12 protein-coding genes are annotated in these 15,524 nt (G+C 55.0%); 7 read left to right on the plus strand and 5 right to left on the minus strand.

The genetic code is table 11. The features are described from left to right. Positions 1 to 37 precede the first annotated feature (37 nt). Positions 38 to 2,458: a S9 family peptidase gene (locus JMJ16_RS31435; RefSeq protein ID WP_201388022.1), complete on the minus strand. Its 2,421-nt coding sequence runs from the start codon at positions 2,456 to 2,458 to the stop codon at positions 38 to 40. A 287-nt stretch (positions 2,459 to 2,745) separates the two neighbouring features. Here JMJ16_RS31435 and JMJ16_RS31440 point away from each other — a divergent pair, with 287 nt between their 5' ends. From JMJ16_RS31440 to JMJ16_RS31460, 5 genes are all read left to right on the plus strand, one after another. Continuing rightward, positions 2,746 to 3,492, plus strand: a complete 747-nt coding sequence (locus tag JMJ16_RS31440; RefSeq protein WP_201388023.1) for a CBS domain-containing protein — start codon at positions 2,746 to 2,748, stop codon at positions 3,490 to 3,492. After that, on the plus strand, positions 3,482 to 4,156 hold the full coding sequence (locus JMJ16_RS56155; protein WP_201388024.1) for a hypothetical protein: 675 nt from the start codon (positions 3,482 to 3,484) through the stop codon (positions 4,154 to 4,156). The genes JMJ16_RS31440 and JMJ16_RS56155 overlap by 11 nt, the downstream gene beginning before the upstream one ends. Continuing rightward, the gene (locus JMJ16_RS31450) at positions 4,039 to 5,508 is read left to right on the plus strand and encodes a hypothetical protein (RefSeq protein ID WP_255553255.1); all 1,470 of its coding nucleotides are present in this window, start codon (positions 4,039 to 4,041) and stop codon (positions 5,506 to 5,508) included. The genes JMJ16_RS56155 and JMJ16_RS31450 overlap by 118 nt, the downstream gene beginning before the upstream one ends. A gap of 488 nt (positions 5,509 to 5,996) precedes the next feature. Next, positions 5,997 to 6,632: an RNA polymerase sigma factor gene (locus tag JMJ16_RS31455; RefSeq protein WP_201378732.1), complete on the plus strand. Its 636-nt coding sequence runs from the start codon at positions 5,997 to 5,999 to the stop codon at positions 6,630 to 6,632. A gap of 116 nt (positions 6,633 to 6,748) precedes the next feature. Then, positions 6,749 to 7,063, plus strand: a complete 315-nt coding sequence (locus JMJ16_RS31460) for a hypothetical protein (RefSeq protein WP_201388026.1) — start codon at positions 6,749 to 6,751, stop codon at positions 7,061 to 7,063. Positions 7,064 to 7,325: 262 nt separating this feature from the next. Here JMJ16_RS31460 and JMJ16_RS31465 read toward each other — a convergent pair whose 3' ends face one another. From JMJ16_RS31465 to JMJ16_RS31480, 4 genes are all read right to left on the minus strand, one after another. Beyond that, positions 7,326 to 7,514: a hypothetical protein gene (locus JMJ16_RS31465; RefSeq protein ID WP_007904785.1), complete on the minus strand. Its 189-nt coding sequence runs from the start codon at positions 7,512 to 7,514 to the stop codon at positions 7,326 to 7,328. 29 nt (positions 7,515 to 7,543) lie between these two features. Further along, positions 7,544 to 8,053: a response regulator transcription factor gene (locus tag JMJ16_RS31470; protein WP_201378729.1), complete on the minus strand. Its 510-nt coding sequence runs from the start codon at positions 8,051 to 8,053 to the stop codon at positions 7,544 to 7,546. A 196-nt stretch (positions 8,054 to 8,249) separates the two neighbouring features. Further along, positions 8,250 to 9,035, minus strand: coding sequence for a response regulator (locus JMJ16_RS31475; RefSeq protein ID WP_201378728.1), 786 nt, complete (start codon positions 9,033 to 9,035; stop codon positions 8,250 to 8,252). A gap of 298 nt (positions 9,036 to 9,333) precedes the next feature. After that, positions 9,334 to 12,057: a PAS domain-containing protein gene (locus tag JMJ16_RS31480; protein WP_201388029.1), complete on the minus strand. Its 2,724-nt coding sequence runs from the start codon at positions 12,055 to 12,057 to the stop codon at positions 9,334 to 9,336. A gap of 768 nt (positions 12,058 to 12,825) precedes the next feature. Between JMJ16_RS31480 and JMJ16_RS31485 the strand changes: the two genes are divergently transcribed. Both JMJ16_RS31485 and JMJ16_RS31490 read left to right on the plus strand, forming a co-directional pair. Next, positions 12,826 to 13,230 carry a hypothetical protein gene (locus JMJ16_RS31485; RefSeq protein WP_201388031.1) on the plus strand — a complete coding sequence of 135 codons (405 nt, stop codon included), beginning with the start codon at positions 12,826 to 12,828 and terminating at the stop codon, positions 13,228 to 13,230. Between the two features lie 150 nt (positions 13,231 to 13,380). Then, positions 13,381 to 15,522, plus strand: a complete 2,142-nt coding sequence (locus tag JMJ16_RS31490; RefSeq protein WP_201388033.1) for a TOMM precursor leader peptide-binding protein — start codon at positions 13,381 to 13,383, stop codon at positions 15,520 to 15,522. Positions 15,523 to 15,524: the final 2 nt, after the last annotated feature.

Here is a 15,524-nt window from a genome sequence, read left to right on the forward strand (position 1 = left end):
TGGCTGCCGGGCGTTTTATGCTTCTCCTACTTTTACCCTACAAAAAATGCTCGAACCAGGCGATGGTGCGGCGCAGGCGATCTAGTCGCTGCCTGGGTGTACCCACGGCTGGCCAATCCATCAGATGACCGGTGTTGGGATAGCGCACTAGTTGCACCATCTGCTTGCGCTTGCGCAACTGCACAAACAGCTGGATCGATTCGCTGGTGGGACAACGCAGGTCGTTCTCGGCATGTAAGAGCAAGAGCGGCGTCGTGATGCGCTCGACATAGGTCAGTGGCGAGCGCTCGCGCTGTAGCTCTGGGCTTGTGAGCGAGAGGTTGAACCAGAGTGTCTGATCCGAGAGCATGCCGGCGTGCGTAATATCGCTGATGCCGTTGCGGCTGACTGCAGCCTTAAAACGCCCAGTTTGCGTAATGGCCCAGTTTGTCATATAGCCGCCATAGCTGATGCCGCCGATACCCAGGCGCTCACCATCAATGGGTTCGTTCGCAATCATGGCATCAATCCCCGCCATGAGGTCCGCGAAGTCGGCGCCTCCCCAATCGTTGAGGACGGCGCGACAAAAATCTTCGCCATAGCCAGCGCTGCCTCGCGGATTGGGCGCCAGAACGGCGTAGCCGCGCCCCGCCAGGACCTGAAATTCATGGACATAGCTATCTCCCCAGGCCAGGGAGGGACCACCATGTGGCGCCAGGATGAGGGGAGCACGTCTCCCTTGTTCAAGCGTTGGTAGGTAGAGCCAGCCCTCGATTTCCGTCGTGCCATCGCCCCCCTTCCAGGTCACCTTTTTCGGACGAAGTAGCTGGCGCTGGCGTAGCAGTGCGTCGTTGACGCTGGTGAGCTTGCGTAAATTTCCGCCATTCCCGTCCATACCCCAGACATCGCCAGGGGTAAACCAGTCCGCGCGTACCAGGGCGATGGTCTGCCCATCGCGTGAGAGTTGGGGCGAGAGGTAGCGTCCATTACCGCGCGTGAGCTGTTCAATCGTATTCTTTGTGGGGTTAATGCGGTAGAGATGAATCTGTCCATGTGTTTGTCCTGGAACCAGGAGCGCTTGCCCATCCGGAGACCACTGAGGTGCTACGAGGTAGTCGGTGCGTAGCTCATCGATAATCCACATCTGAGAGTTGATGACCTCGGCTCCAGTGGCGGCGGGATGTGGTGTCTCCTGCCCATTGGCCGCGACGATCCAGGGGGAGATATTGCTCGCCTCTGTCTGGTCGGGTGAGCGCAAGTAGGCAATAGACCTGCCATCAGGCGACCAGGAAGGCATCTGGGCTAGCTCTTCCTCAGGCGTCAAACGGCGCAGTTGTCCTGTAGCCAGGGTCAGCACCCAGAGGGCCGCGCTCACGCTCAGGTCGGGATCCGCCCGGCGATTGGCGCTAAAGACGATCTCGCTGCCATCAGGCGACCAGCAAGCCTGGGCGAGATCGACTGGTTCGGAGGTGAGGCGGGTCGCCGTGCCGTCCAGCCCCAGCAGCCAGAGCTGTTCATGTCGACCATGCTTATAGCCTGAACCATCCCAATGGCTGGCTAGGCGCATCACGACATAGGAGGTCTCTTCTCCTTGTCCCGATCCTTGCTCGTCAGCAGCCTTCCAGGCGCTATGGGCGAGAAGTATCGCGCCATCGGGTCGCCAGCTATACGCGGAGACACCCAGGGGAAGATTACTCAGCTGGCGGGCCTCGCCGCCCCGCAAGGGGAGGAGATAGATCTGTGGTGTGCCCTCTCTATCGCTTAAGAAGGAGAGATAGCGTCCATCGGGCGACCAGCGAGGCGCGTAATCATGCTGTGTGCCACTGCTGACCTGCCAGGGAGACTGGGTCTTGCCACCCCTGCTCTCTACGATCCAGATGGCGCTGCTCGTGCTATTGGTCTCCGTATCGCATTGGAGCACACTAAACGCGATGCGTTTGCCATCGGGTGAGATCTGTGGCTCCCCCACTACACGTAATTGCGCCAGGTCCTCAATACTCATAAAGGGAAGGGCTGGCGTCGTGGGGGCCTGCTGCTCTTTGGGAGCAGGTGTAAAGGCTTCAACGGGAACGCTCACCGTTGCCGGGGTCTCTTCAGAAGCGCGCAGTGTGGGTGACACGGTCACCGCGCCCTCGTGATCCTCCTCCGGGGGGATCGTAGGTGGAATGGTGGCTGCTCCCGGTTGGGCTTGTTTCTCCTCTAGCTCTAGTGGTAGGTCGACATCGGTTGTGGGTTCTATTGGATTCTCTATCGTGCTTGCTGCTGCTTCTGTCACATCGTCCCTGGTAGAAGATGCTGCGTTCTCGTTTGCTGGGCGTTCGGGAACGGTGCTATCGCCCAGGGGATGGATGGTAACCTCGTCGACGTTGGGCTCGCCTTGAACGGGTTGCGCCGTATTGTGTGTCTGTGCTCCTGGAATTGTTGGATCATCGGATGCTTGTATAGGACGTGGCGTTGTATGTTCAGTATTTTCGGCCATTGGCTATTCCTCATCTCTTTAAAAATTTGCATCTCTATCTTCAGGATAGACGCGTGTAGATGGCTGCGTATGTAGCCTGGCGTGATAAAGTGTGATGTTCTTTCTCTACGCATATTTACGGTGGGTACACGAAGAAGTTGTGAAGAGTGGCTGGTTAATATGCTATGATACAAACTGTTTCCACCGGAGGTCGCTTTTCTCTATTTGGTTGCGTCTCTGTACTGTTGCCTCTCTCCGACTAAGGGGAGACTGCGTCGCCTCCGCTCTGGCGCGTAGGGAGGAAATAAATGATCGTTCGCGATATTATGTCTACCAATCTAACGACAGTTGCTCCAGATGCTACGCTTGCCCACGCTGTCAATTTGTTGCGCCAACATGGTTTCCACCATCTGCCCGTGGCGCGTGTACGTCATGTGGCCGACCCAGAGTCAAAGAGCAAGAAGAAGCATAAGACGCTGCTCTTGCTTGAAGGCATGCTGACCTCTCACGATATCGATATACAGGCGGCCCTCGCGCGCCAGGAAGCCTCCAGTAGAGCGCTGCAACGCTCCTGGCTTGAGCGCCGCGTCGTGGAGGTCATGCATCGTGCCTTGATTCGCGTGACGCCAACCACGAGCGTCCCCTCTGCCGCGCAGATCCTGGTTGAGCGAAACTTGAACTATCTGCCCGTGGTCTCCTATGAGCAGCTGGATAGTGAGAGTAAGACGGTCCTGGTAGGCCTGGTAACGCGTAGCGATCTCCTGGTGGCTCTCTCGCGTGCCATGGGGGCCTTTGAGCCAGGAATGCAGTTGACTTTGGCGCTGCCGCTGGGGGATATTACGCCCCTGGCGCGTTTCCTGGATATTGCCTCGCAGATGCATGTGCATATTCGCAGCGTGCTCGCGACCCCCTCCGAAGGTGGAGTGCCCTCCCTTGCCGTTGTGCGCCTGGGTACAATTAATCCAGCTCCCCTGCTGATGCGTTTGCAGCAGGAGGGTGTTCAATATGCATTTGGTGCTTCTCCAGCAGAAGGGGACATGATTCATGCCGAATGAGATCACGCCATCGACCAGCACGCAGGCAGACAACAACTCCACTCTGGCTCGCTTACTCTTCGATACAGAGGAGTTACGTTACAATTTTGGCCCTCAGCATCCCTTGCAGCCGGCACGCTTAAGCGCCTTGACGGATCTGCTGGAGTGCTCTGGTCTCTGGGATCCCAAGGACGAGCATACCTGTTTGCCCCTGCGCCAGGCTACTTATGAAGAATTGAGCCTGGTGCATGAGCCTGAGTATATCCAAGCCGTGCAACGCCTGAGCCAGCCGCTGGGGGACGAGAGCAACGCGAGCCAGCGTGAGGAGCGTCAGCGTCTGGAGCTGCGCTTTGGCTTTGGCGGCGATGACACGCCCGCCTTGCCCGGCATGCACGAGGTTGCCGCGCGCATTGCTGGGGGAACGCTGGTTGCGCTATCGACGGTGATGGGCCTGCCAGAGGGAGAGAGCTTGCCGGAGCAGGAGCGCCCCCTGCGCGTCTTTCATCCCTCGGGGGCCTGCATCACGCCTGGCAGGACCGGGCCTCAGGCTTTTGTGTCTATAATGACGTGGCCATTGCCATCGCGCACGTCCTGCAGGCCAGCGAGGCCAAGGTGCTCTACATCGATTTTGACGCCCATCATGGCGATGGTGTACAGCGTGCCTTCTATGATGACCCTCGCGTGATGACGATTTCGCTGCATGAGACGGGGCGCTATCTCTTTCCAGGGACTGGGGATGTCCTGGAGACCGGGAGTGGCAGTGGGCGCGGCTTCGCGGTCAATGTGCCGCTGGAACCCTTCACCGAAGACGACTCCTATATTGAGATGATGGAATCGCTACTCTTGCCGCTGGTGGCCTCGTTCTCGCCTGATGTAATTGTGACGCAACATGGTTGTGATACCCATGCCTGGGACCCGCTGACACACCTGAGCCTGACGATGCGTGGCATTCGTGCCCAGATCAAGATGGCTCGCCGCCTGGCGGATGCATATAGCCAGGGGCGCTGGGTGGCCGTTGGTGGTGGTGGCTATGCGCTCTATCGCGTGGTTCCGCGTGCCTGGAGCATGGTTTGGGCCGAGATGACGGGGCAGGAGCTGCCAGAGATGTTGCCCGAGCCGTGGGTTGAGCGTTGGCGTCCTATCTGGCTCGCGGTCAGGGAGGATGACGAGGCGGCGCAGTCGGTAATGGGGAAATCCTCCATGCCACACGACTTTCCGCTCACCTTTATGGACAGCGTGGAGCATTTTCCCGCCCAGCCACGCCGGATGTCGATCAGCAGCACCAATCGCCACACGGCGGCCCTGGTGCGCCACCTGGTGATTCCCCCCTCGGTGCGCCAGGCCTTCCCTGCTGGACGCCATCGCTCCCCCCTGGCGGGCCTCTTCGACCTCCTCCATCTCAATCGAGATCCTACGACCTCGCCCTCGCGTAGTCGCTCGTTGGAGACCCCTAGAGGCCCTTTACTCTTGCGTGACTTCTGCCCGGCCTCGCTGGTGGAGCGTTTGCGGCCCGACCCCGGCTTGCGCACCTTTGCGCGTCTGCCAGAGCGCGAGCATCAATTACTGCTCGATATTGCGCGTAGTCCCGATTGCGCGTTGACCCTGGCTCATACTCCCCTTGGGGCCATCGTAGGTCAGGTGACCATTGCCCCCGCCGATGAATGGTGGGAGGGCATTGAGAATCTCTACGAGGTCGCGATTGAAGTCAGTTCCGATTGGCGCGGTGCGGGTATTGCGCGCAATATGCTGGCTTTTGCCCTGGAACTGGACGCCCTTGAAGATATGATTCTCTTCGCCATTGGCCTCTCCTGGCACTGGGATACGGAGAGCCTGGGCATTTCTGTCTATCGCTATCGCGAGCTGATCTCGCGCCTCTTCGGCTCGCAAGGCTTTATCGAGTATCCCACCACCGAACCCAATGTCAGCATGGAGCCAAGCAACGTCCTGCTGGCGCGCATCGGCAAGCGGGTGGACAAGCGCACCGCGAACCAGTTCCTGAGCCGTTTACTAAGCTCGCCCAACCTCGCACGCATTTAACTTTTTCAGAAAACACAGCACAAAGCTTAAGCCCAGCTAGCAATGCTTAAGAATTGCTTGGCAGAGGCCTCTTCACACCGCTGAAGGGGCCTTTTTCTATCCTCCCAGCTTGCGAATAAACGTCTCTGTGTAACGGTGTAGCTAAATGTTCTAAGATGTGTTATTTGGCTGTCTTAGCACATCCGAAGTCTCGCAATAGTTAACGATTTGTATCTCTTTGGGATTGGCGCTTCGTACTATATGTAGTTATCTTGCAGTTCCAACCTCACCCCGCCCCTGGGAAAGCTTAGAGATCGCTTAAAGAACGATTAGAGGAAGATTAGGAATCGATTAAAATCTCTCTAAGCTTAAGCTTATGTGGTCTTAATGTTGTTAGTTTACGCTTAAAGTCGTTTATAGCAGAGTTTATAACCCCCCCAAATACTTGAATTCCCAACCTGAAGAGGCTACTCTATAGGGGACAAAGAGAAAGCGAGGTTGGAACAAGAATGCAAGTACGTGAACGCTCTAAATCCCAGGCGAAGAATGAAGCCGCTCAAATTACCGATGGTATGCTCGTCCAGCGCACAATGGCTGGCGATCAGACTGGTTTTGAAATGCTGGTCAGCCGCTATAACGTGGCGCTGTTTAACTTTATCTGCCATTGCCTTGGCGACTATGACCTGGCAAACGATATTCTTCAGCAAGTATTCTTGCAGCTATATATTTCCATGCCAAAGCTGCGTACTGGTGAGCCTTTGAAGGCATGGTTATTCCAGGTCGCGCGTAATCGCTGTCTCGATGAGCTGCGCCGCAAGCGTGCGATTCACTTCTCCGAGTTGGAGTCTTCCAGTGACGATGATGATCTTTCTCCGCTGGATATCATGCCCGACAATAGCCCACTGCCTGATGAGACTGCTGAACATAATGATTTGCAGCGCGCCTTGCGCCAGGCTATCGATAATCTCCCTCCCAAGTTTCGTTCGGTTGTCTTACTGCGTTATGCTGGTCAGTTGAGCTTCTCAGAGATTGGCCGTACCTTGAAAATGCCTGAGGCGACCGCGAAGACCTACTTCCAGCGTGCACGCCCATTGCTGCGCCAGGCACTTGCGCTCCAGTGGCAGACATTGAAGGCTACTATCTAAGCTAATAAAGGGAATTTTTAAAAATTAGATAAGAATGCTTGGAAATCTGAAACTCCTTTCTTATGTTGTTCGTGATATGCTTAGAAGCAATACATACGAACAAAGAGGGAGCAGATATGGACAAGCAGTCATTTGATAAAGATTTCTTCAATGCAGATATTGTAAATAATGTCGAGAACGCTGATGATTTCATGGCGGATGATGAGGTTGACAGGCTCTTTAGCCAGCTTGGGCAGATGGAGCCCCCAGTGGGGGTTATTGAGAATATTCTAAATACTGTCTCGCGTTTGCCTCTGCCTCAGTATCTCTCGGATGAGGACATCGAAGAGGCGATGAAGGCGCTACGCTCGTCGGAGCAGGAGCCTGAGGACTCGCTCCTGGCTTTGCTCGATGTCTTGGTGGCGCCTACTCCTCACCTGCAGCACTCATAGGTGCTGGCTAGAAGTAGGTGGGGTATGGGAAAAAGACCCAGACTAGTGCTGATTCGTTCGGGACCATGGATGCTGCCACATGCAGAAATTTCTTGCGGCATCCATGGTTTCTTTATTATGTTTTTGTGGTGTTTTTTTATCAATAACCAAAACAACCGGTTTCTAAGCCATTTCTAAGCTTTCTGCTCGAAGCTTGTCTATCTGGCTTTCTAGAAACCGGTTGTGTATCTGTTCCAGGCGAAAGCGCTGGTATATTTCCTCATCAAGCGATCTGGTCGCTCAACTTTCCAGTGACGACGAGCCAGCGAATAAACTCCAGACGACGCTTCGTAGCTGCTGCCTGTTGCTTCTCTTTCTCCGCGTGGAAGGCACGCAGTTTACTCAACTCTACTACTTCATTCTCAGCGAAACCACCCTTGCGCAGGATATCTCGATCTTCCTTGCGATCCATATGAACCTCCTTAGTGAAGAATCAATGGCTTACGAATTGGGGGCGACCATCAACATGCGCTGCACCTGTTTGAGGAGTGAAGGCATGGTGTACGGTTTTGCCAGGTGGTCGAGCGTCGCTCGGCTTTCTGCATGGTCTCGTAGCTGTTTGCGTACCCCCACAATCGCGCTTGTCGTCAGCAAAACCGGGACGTTGGCGCGGTGTCGCAGGAAGTGTAACACCTGCCAGCCGTCTAAACTGCCAGCCAGTTCGATGTCGAGTACGACCATATCAGGGAGACTGCCCTGCAAGAAAGCTATGGCATCCTCTCCATTGTGTACGGTGATAACAGTAAAGCCATGAGTTGCCAGGAAATTCGCTTCGAGGCTCGCAAGATCAAGATCGTCCTCAACCACTAAGAGATGCTTGAGAGGCTTTTGCATTGCCAGTACTTCTTTTGTCGGTTGGGCCAATACTTGTTGCAGTGCCTGTGCTCCTTTTGACAAGCTCACATGGTCGTCACGACCAGTTTGGTCACTCGCCGCTTGTATGTTGTGCATATCACTTGCATCCCGCTGAGGTGATGATGTACCGCTAGGCGGTGCGTCGACTGGTGCGACGCGGAGGCGCGAGTTCTTCTGCCTCCGTTTTTATAGTGTACCCGAAAAGGAGTGAGAAAGACGTAAAGATCAGGCGCGTTCTGTGAAAATGGTGTGAAAAAATATTGAAATGTATGCGGCTGCGCCTGATCTTGGTTTACGGCTGTGAGGGGGTACCCTGGGCCTCTGTTTCCAGGTTGCTTTCGGCATCGGGCGCAGGCACATAGTAGCCTACCCCCAGTTCATTGTGCAGGAAGCGTGGATTGGCTGGATCTGGCTCCAACTTTCGGCGCAGGTGACGGATGAAGGTACGCAGGTAGGTGTTCTCTCCACTATAGTCTGATCCCCACACGCGCTGTAGCAGTTCGCGGTGTGTGAGTACCTTACCGGGATGGCGTGTAAGCTCGCAGAGCAGGTCATACTCAGTTGGGGTGAGATGTACCTCCTGCCCATTGGCGATGACTTGCCTGCGGGCAAAGTTGACCTGGAGTCCATTCTGTCCACCATAGCTATACCCTGGACGCTGCTGCTCTGCCACCGCATTGTTGCGCAGTCGGTCCGTCTCCTCGCTCCGCCTGAGCGCGACGCGTATGCGCGCCAGTAGCTCGTTTAAGCTAAAGGGCTTGGTGAGATAGTCGTCGGCACCCATGTCCAGCGCCTTGATCTTGATTGGCTCCTCATCATGGGCCGAGAGGACGATCACGGGTGCCTTGCTCCATTCGCGCAATCGTCGCAGAAAGGTCAGACCATCCAGGGAGGGTAGCGACAGATCGAGCAACACGAGCTGGGGCTGGAAGATGGCGGCTACATCGATGGCTTGTGCTCCATCGCGTACGGCTTGCGTTTGAAAACCACGTGCCTTGAGCTGCGCAGTCAGAAAGGTACGCATCTGGGCATCATCTTCAATACAGAGTATACGCGTCTTTTTTTCGCTGGCTGCCATGTTGTGCTGTCCCTTCCCAGACCGGTATAACCTTGGTAGGGACCAGCTTTAGCGCGTCCGAATGCCATGTATGGCAGTGTGGCGCAAGCCGTTCTTTGTCTGGGAAACGCGTCCACCCCACGATGGCGAAACAGAAGCGTTTTTGGCTAGCGCCGAAGTGCGATTAATCGCCTTCGGACGCGCTAAAGCTGGTCCCTACCGAAAAAAACACCTATCGCTTGCATTGCAGATCGATTGAATTTACTAGGGTTCTTTCCACATTATTTTGTCAAACTCCATGAGCAGCGTCGGGTCACCTCTAATGTTTCCCTGCTGGCTGTGTCACGTAGAGCGGAAGCGTGAACGCGAAGCTGGCTCCCTGACCCGGGCTGGTGCGGAGTGTCAGCTTGCTACCATGGGCCTCGATGATGCCCCGGCTGATGTAGAGCCCTAAGCCCGTGCCAGGACTCCAGCGCGCGGCGCCACGTTTGCGTGTTGGGGTAGGCTGCTCCTGGGAACGACTGCGCATTGCAGCGAAGGTGTTAAAGCGCTTGAAAATGGCTCTCTGTAGCTCCTCGCTCATACCCGGACCGTGATCGGTGACGCGTAGGGTGACCCCTGTCGCGCCTCGCTGCTTCCCACCCCTGACAATTTCCGCCTCTAGCTGAATTATATCGCCATCCGGGGCGTAATTAAAGGCATTACTCAACAGGTTTGTGAGTACACTCATAATCAGCTCATAATCGCCTTCTACTGCTGGTACCTCTGGGGGGACCGTGATCTGTAACTGGCGGCTGGAACCCAGGATCAGGGCCTCCAGGCGTTCTTGCAGGTCTTCAAAAAGCTCTGGGATGATGATTGGCTCCTGGTCAAGTCGTAGCGCTCCCGCTTCCACCCGTGAGGCATCCAGAAAATGGTTGACCATACCTACCAGGCGCTCTACTTGCTCGTCTGCGGTTTGCAGATAGCCTGATTGTTCCTCCTGGGTGAGCTTGAGGTCGGGTGTCAGGAGTGCGCTCAGATGGGCTCGAATGTTTGCCAGAGGCGTCTTCAATTCATGGGCCATGGTATTGAAGAGATCTTCGCGCGCACGCTCCAGGGCCTTGGTCCGGCTAATATCGTGCATTACAACAACGGCGCTGGTGATGGCTCCCTCTGGTGAGAGCATTGGGGCCGCATTGACGAGCATACACGTGATCGAGCCATCTTCACGCGTCATATTCAACTCGGCCTCGCTGGCCTGCCCTTTGTGTAGTGCCAGGTACATAGGCTGTTCTTCATACGGCACCACTTGCCCGGTTGAGTTATACATGGTGACGCTACGTAGCAAGGTGTCATAGCAGAGGCCAATGGCGTTTTGAGCTGCCTGGTCTGGATCATCAAGAGGCTCCAGGGACAGGCCCATCTTTTGTAAGAGCTGGATGCCACGCTGATTGATGAGATTGATGTGCGTGTTCGGGGCATTGACGAGGAGCACGCCTGAGGGCATGCGGGTGAGCAGGAGTTGTAGGCGGGCATTGGTAAGCTCCTGGTGAGCCTTGGTTTGCTGAAGGGCTGTGTTGCGCTGGGCCAGTTCAGCGGTCCGTTTAATGACTTCGGCCTCGATGCGCTCCATGGCCGCAGCCTCTTCGCTGATGTCGTGGTAGACAATGATAAAGGCGAAGATATCGCCCGAGTCATCACGAATAGGCGTATAGGAGCAGCGCAGGGTGTAGCTCTCCCCACCAGGACTGATGAGCTTCATCTCATCGATGACGCGGTTGAGCGCGCGCTCCTCCAGGACGGCAATAAAGTCCTGGCTGGCCGTGACTTCGTGTGGCAGCAGTGGCACGCAGCGTGCCACCAGTTCCTGGATAGTGAGGCCCTGGATCTCCTCGCCCCAGCCAAAGAGCTGACAGGCCGCAGGATTGGCATCGGCCACGCGCCAGCGGGGATCAAAGATGACGATACCATCGGGAATCGCGCGCATCATATTCTGCTGCTGGTGTGCCTGGCGGTTCGCGGTCCTGGCCCAGTTCTCGATACCACGGAAGAGGCGCGCGTTATGAATGGCCAGCCCGGCCTGTTGCGCGAAGCGCTCCAGGAGCTGAACCTCCTCAGCGGGGAAGCCCCGGGCTCGCTTATGGTAGACCTCAATGGTGCCCAGGATGCTGCGGGTATTTATATTTATATCGGGTGTTGTCGCAGGCTGAGCCGGTGCGACGGTATCACCCTCGTAGGGAACATGAATGGGCACACACAGGGCGGAGCCAGGGCGGCGAGGCGTGCCATGATCATCGATCAACGGCAGCTCCAGCTCGGGCTGGGTACTGGTATTGGGGATGATCAGGGCGTGACGGCTCGCGGTTACCTGGGCCAGCAGGGTGTGCTGACTCTCCTCGGGACTCCACTTATAGGACATGGGGTGGATGCCCTTGCGGGCGGCGATGCGTATAAAGCGTAAAGGCCGGGCTTGCGCTTCAGGCGTTTGGGCCGGGCTGCGCTCTTCCTCTGTCGTGGCCTGCTCGGTGAGCAGGATCGCGCAGCGCTTGGCGCCGATCATCTCGTTCAAGGCTTGCAGGATGCCATCAAGCACCTGGGGGAGGCCCGTGGGACCGGCGATGACCGCCGAGATGTTATGAATCGCGTTCAAATGCAGGCGAGAGCGTACCTGCTCCGTCACATCCTCGAGCGTGATCAGGAGCATTGGCCGCGCCTCCTGCCCATCATAGGACACGTGCACATACTCTAAACCCACCTGCCAGTAGGTCCGTCCACGTGTCTCTAGCAGGCCCTCATAAGGGACCTCAGTGTAGCGCAGAGCGTGATGGGTATTGGCGACCTCTTGCAGACGTGGTAGGGCCGCTGCAAAGACTTCTGCGGGGAGAATCTCGCGTATATGTCGTCCACGCACCTCCTGATAGCTGCTCCATGGCTCGCTCATCAGCGTACGCAGGTAGGAATTGGCATAGCGAATATTCAGGGTATGGGCATCAAGCAGTGCGACCCCACTGGAGAGATGCTCCAGGATCGGCTCTAGTTGCATAGTTGGTACTAGTTCCATCGATTGGTGCTTCCCTGCTGCTTGTACTCCAGAGGCATACAATTGACTGTTGGTTTTCGGCTCCACACGCACCCTACCTTCCTCATCCACAACATGCTTGCTAAGAAGTTATACGAGCGCTCTACGAAATGTATAGGAAACAACAGTACAAAAGATGTCGCTATTTTCCCTTTCTCTGACACCTAAAAAATGGTATAAGCTAACCTGGAACTGTCGCATCTTCTATTGTACCATGAATACTCATGCCTTTGCATGGCATACTATGTACCTCTTGCTGCCGGCGAGCCATTCAACTTCTCCTCTCCCAGCATCTGCTGCCTGACTGGATCGCCAGGGAGGTCCATTGTGACAGCAATTTCACGATTCGAGAGCTGATTTTGAAGTATTAGAACGTGTTTGCTGGAGTAACCCCCCTTTGTGAATCCAAAAATAAATGCGAATCAATCGATTTGGTAGGTATAACCATACTTTTCTTGTAAGCGACTTATGGATGCCTAGTCGCGGAAGTTAACGCAGGGAACCTTTGAGCGAACTAACAGGCACCTACAAGCTCCAAGCAGGAAGGAAAACAAACTATGAAAAAAACAACTAATAACAATAGTTAGGCGCGAGAGAGAAAGCTTTCCGCAGGGAACCTTTGAGCGAACTAACGACCACTTACAAGCTCCAAGCAGGAAGGAAAACAAACTATGAAACCGACTAATAACAACAGTCAGGCGAGAGAGAAAAAGCTTTCCGAACAGCTTGTGGATTTTATAGATCTGACAGATGAAGATCTGGAAGAGGTTGAGGTTCCTGGAATTGGTCGTATTCAGGGTGCTGGCTGTGGTTGCCATGGCTGTGGTTGCCATGGCTGGAGTTGTGGAGGCTGTGGCTGGAGTTGTGGCTGGAGTTGTGGCAGCTGTGGAGGCTGGAGCTGTGGCAGCTGTGGAGGTTGGAGTTGCGGAAGCTGTGGAGGCTGGAGTTGTGGAAGTTGTGGAGGCTGGAGTTGTGGAAGTTGTGGAAGTTGTGGCAGCTGTGGCAGCTGTGGAAGTTGTGGCAGCTGTGGAAGTTGTGGCAGCTGTGGCAGCTGTGGCAGCTGTGGCAGCTGTGGCAGCTGTGGAGGCTGGAGTTGTGGCAGCTGCGGAGGTTGGAGTTGCGGAAGCTGTGGCGGCTGGGGCTAAGCTTGCCTGACCACAACAGGGAAAGTTAGCTGGCTCTGTATATATCAGGTAGCAGAGCATTGTTGAGATAACTTTCTCTCTAGAAATGGGATGCTTTTCAGTCCTTGTTCAGGATCTTAACGATCCTGAACAAGGACACCCACAAAGGGGAATGAAATCTATGTCAATGCGAAATATGCAGCCAACCTGGAAGGCAGATACTTACTGTGTCCCTCTGCCCGATGGCGTCTATTTACGTGGAAACAATAACCGCCTCATTCTGAAAGGAAAAAGCTTATATCTGCTCTTACAACAACTCATTCCCCATCTCGATAGCAATATGACACTTGAAGAGATAACAGAAGGCCTGGATGCAGATAGAAAACGGATGGTGACGAATCTGATCGAGAAATTGTTAGCCCATCATTTTCTTACTGATAGTAGCCAGGATCAGCCGCATACGCTTCACCCACTAGAGCAAGAAAGCTATGCGTCAAACATTGCTTTCATTGAGTCCTTTCAAACGTCGGCCGCCCATCGATTTGAAGCGTTTCGTGACAAGTGCTTTCTGCTTATTGGTGATGGGCCTGCTTGTGCTTTGCTCATCCAGGCCAGCCGCCAATGTGGCATAAAGAACATCAGCACAATCACAACGTCAGAAGACGAGCTTTTCCGCCAGGAAGCGCTGGCTTTGTGTGCAAGTGATGCTTCAGCAGGAGATGTGCATGTGATCGATCCTCTCCCATGGGCTAACGAGGCTGAGGTGCGCCATACTATCCAGGCTTACGACGCCATTCTTCACATTGCACAAAGCCCCATGCTAGCACACGCGCAGCTCTTAAACAGGCTGTGCATTGAGGAGGGGAAAACGCTGCTCCAGGCCATCACGGTTGATGATCATGCTTGGATTGGCCCGCTGGTATGTCCAGAGACTGATGCCTGCTGGGAATGCGCATGGCGACGCTTGCAAGCCAACCTGGCTGATGCAGACCAGCCTGCACACTATGAATTTCGCGATCTGCCACTGCCCTCTATTCGCCAACCTGCCGTCGCGCAGGGATCTAGCATACTTGCCAATCGACTGCTCTTTGACGTATTTCGGCATTTTACGCAAGCTAGCCCTACGGAAACTGGCGGAAAGATAAGCGTGTTTCACACTCAAACATTCGTGAGTGAAAGTCACACCTTTCTGCCGCACCCTCATTGTCAGGCCTGTCAATATACTACTGCCCAAACCGCATCGCAGTTCCTGGAGCGGATGCATAGCGTGCAGCAGCAGGAGCCAGTTGATCCGGACCGCTTCCTGGAAAAATTTGCTCATTGTGGTGATGCGCGCGTGGGACTCTTTACAGCGGTTGAGAACAGTCACTTTGTGAGGCTGCCTCTCGCAGTATATAAGGTCAAGATATCTCATTTCCTATCCAGGGAAGATCACCCGGAAACCCTCAGCGTTGTTGCGGCAAGCATAGACGCAAGAGGCGCGAGAACGCGTGTAGCGCAAAAAGCCTGTGAGCGCTATGCAGCCAATTGTGTGGACCAACGACGATTGCTTTCTTTTGAAGCGGTACAACAAGCGGCTTTGCCTACCATAGCATTCGAGCAATTGCTTGCTCTAAATGCGTCCTCTTCAGAAAGTGAGATGTGGACCTGGGCGCTGGATTTGCAGACGCAACAGGCCGCGCTTGTGCCAGCGATCTCTGTTTTCTCTTCTTCCTGCGAGCATGAGCGAGGGATTGGGTCCGGAATGACCTGGGAGGAAGCGATCTGCCAGGCACTGTTGGATTGGTGTTGCTACCTCACTGTTGCCCGATTGAAGACCGCACAGCAGCCATATCCCCGGATTGACCTTGAAAGGGCATGCTCAACTCCAGCAGGGGCCTACCTCTCTCGCCAGCTCAAAGCAGCAGGTGAGCAGATTACCGCTTACGATATCACTGGCCCATTAGGTGTTCCAACCTTTGCTGTGTGTGCCGGTGAGAAGGCCGTTGCATACAGCACACATTGCGATAGCGCTCAGGCCTTGAACAGGGGACTGGAACAGGCATTGCAGCAGTATCAGGCCACCTACTTTCAACAGCCTGCATACGCGCTAAGTCCTGTCCCAGATTTTGCGGTCAATCTGCGTGGTGACCAGGTGCTTGTGCCAGATTACACATTGCCAGGTGCATGGTCAGCCAGGAATGAGTGGTTATTACAGCAATTGCAGAAGAATGGTTTGCAAGCGTTTGTCGTGCTGTTGGATCATGATCCGGCCCTGACCCAGGTATTGCCATATATTGTGCGTGTGCTTTTAAGCGGAAAAGTGTCGCAGGAGGGGAGATAATC

It is taken from the genome of Ktedonobacter sp. SOSP1-52, assembly GCF_016587395.1.

Excerpts from the sequence above, each read along its gene's own strand:
- JMJ16_RS31435 (WP_201388022.1), bottom strand. The coding sequence starts at position 2,458 with ATGGCCGAAAATACTGAACATACAACGCCACGTCCTATACAAGCATCC.
- JMJ16_RS31440 (WP_201388023.1), top strand. The coding sequence starts at position 2,746 with ATGATCGTTCGCGATATTATGTCTACCAATCTAACGACAGTTGCTCCA.
- JMJ16_RS56155 (WP_201388024.1), top strand. The coding sequence starts at position 3,482 with ATGCCGAATGAGATCACGCCATCGACCAGCACGCAGGCAGACAACAAC.
- JMJ16_RS31455 (WP_201378732.1), top strand. The coding sequence starts at position 5,997 with ATGCAAGTACGTGAACGCTCTAAATCCCAGGCGAAGAATGAAGCCGCT.
- JMJ16_RS31460 (WP_201388026.1), top strand. The coding sequence starts at position 6,749 with ATGGACAAGCAGTCATTTGATAAAGATTTCTTCAATGCAGATATTGTA.
- JMJ16_RS31465 (WP_007904785.1), bottom strand. The coding sequence starts at position 7,514 with ATGGATCGCAAGGAAGATCGAGATATCCTGCGCAAGGGTGGTTTCGCT.
- JMJ16_RS31470 (WP_201378729.1), bottom strand. The coding sequence starts at position 8,053 with ATGCACAACATACAAGCGGCGAGTGACCAAACTGGTCGTGACGACCAT.
- JMJ16_RS31475 (WP_201378728.1), bottom strand. The coding sequence starts at position 9,035 with ATGGCAGCCAGCGAAAAAAAGACGCGTATACTCTGTATTGAAGATGAT.
- JMJ16_RS31480 (WP_201388029.1), bottom strand. The coding sequence starts at position 12,057 with ATGGAACTAGTACCAACTATGCAACTAGAGCCGATCCTGGAGCATCTC.
- JMJ16_RS31485 (WP_201388031.1), top strand. The coding sequence starts at position 12,826 with ATGAAGATCTGGAAGAGGTTGAGGTTCCTGGAATTGGTCGTATTCAGG.
- JMJ16_RS31490 (WP_201388033.1), top strand. The coding sequence starts at position 13,381 with ATGTCAATGCGAAATATGCAGCCAACCTGGAAGGCAGATACTTACTGT.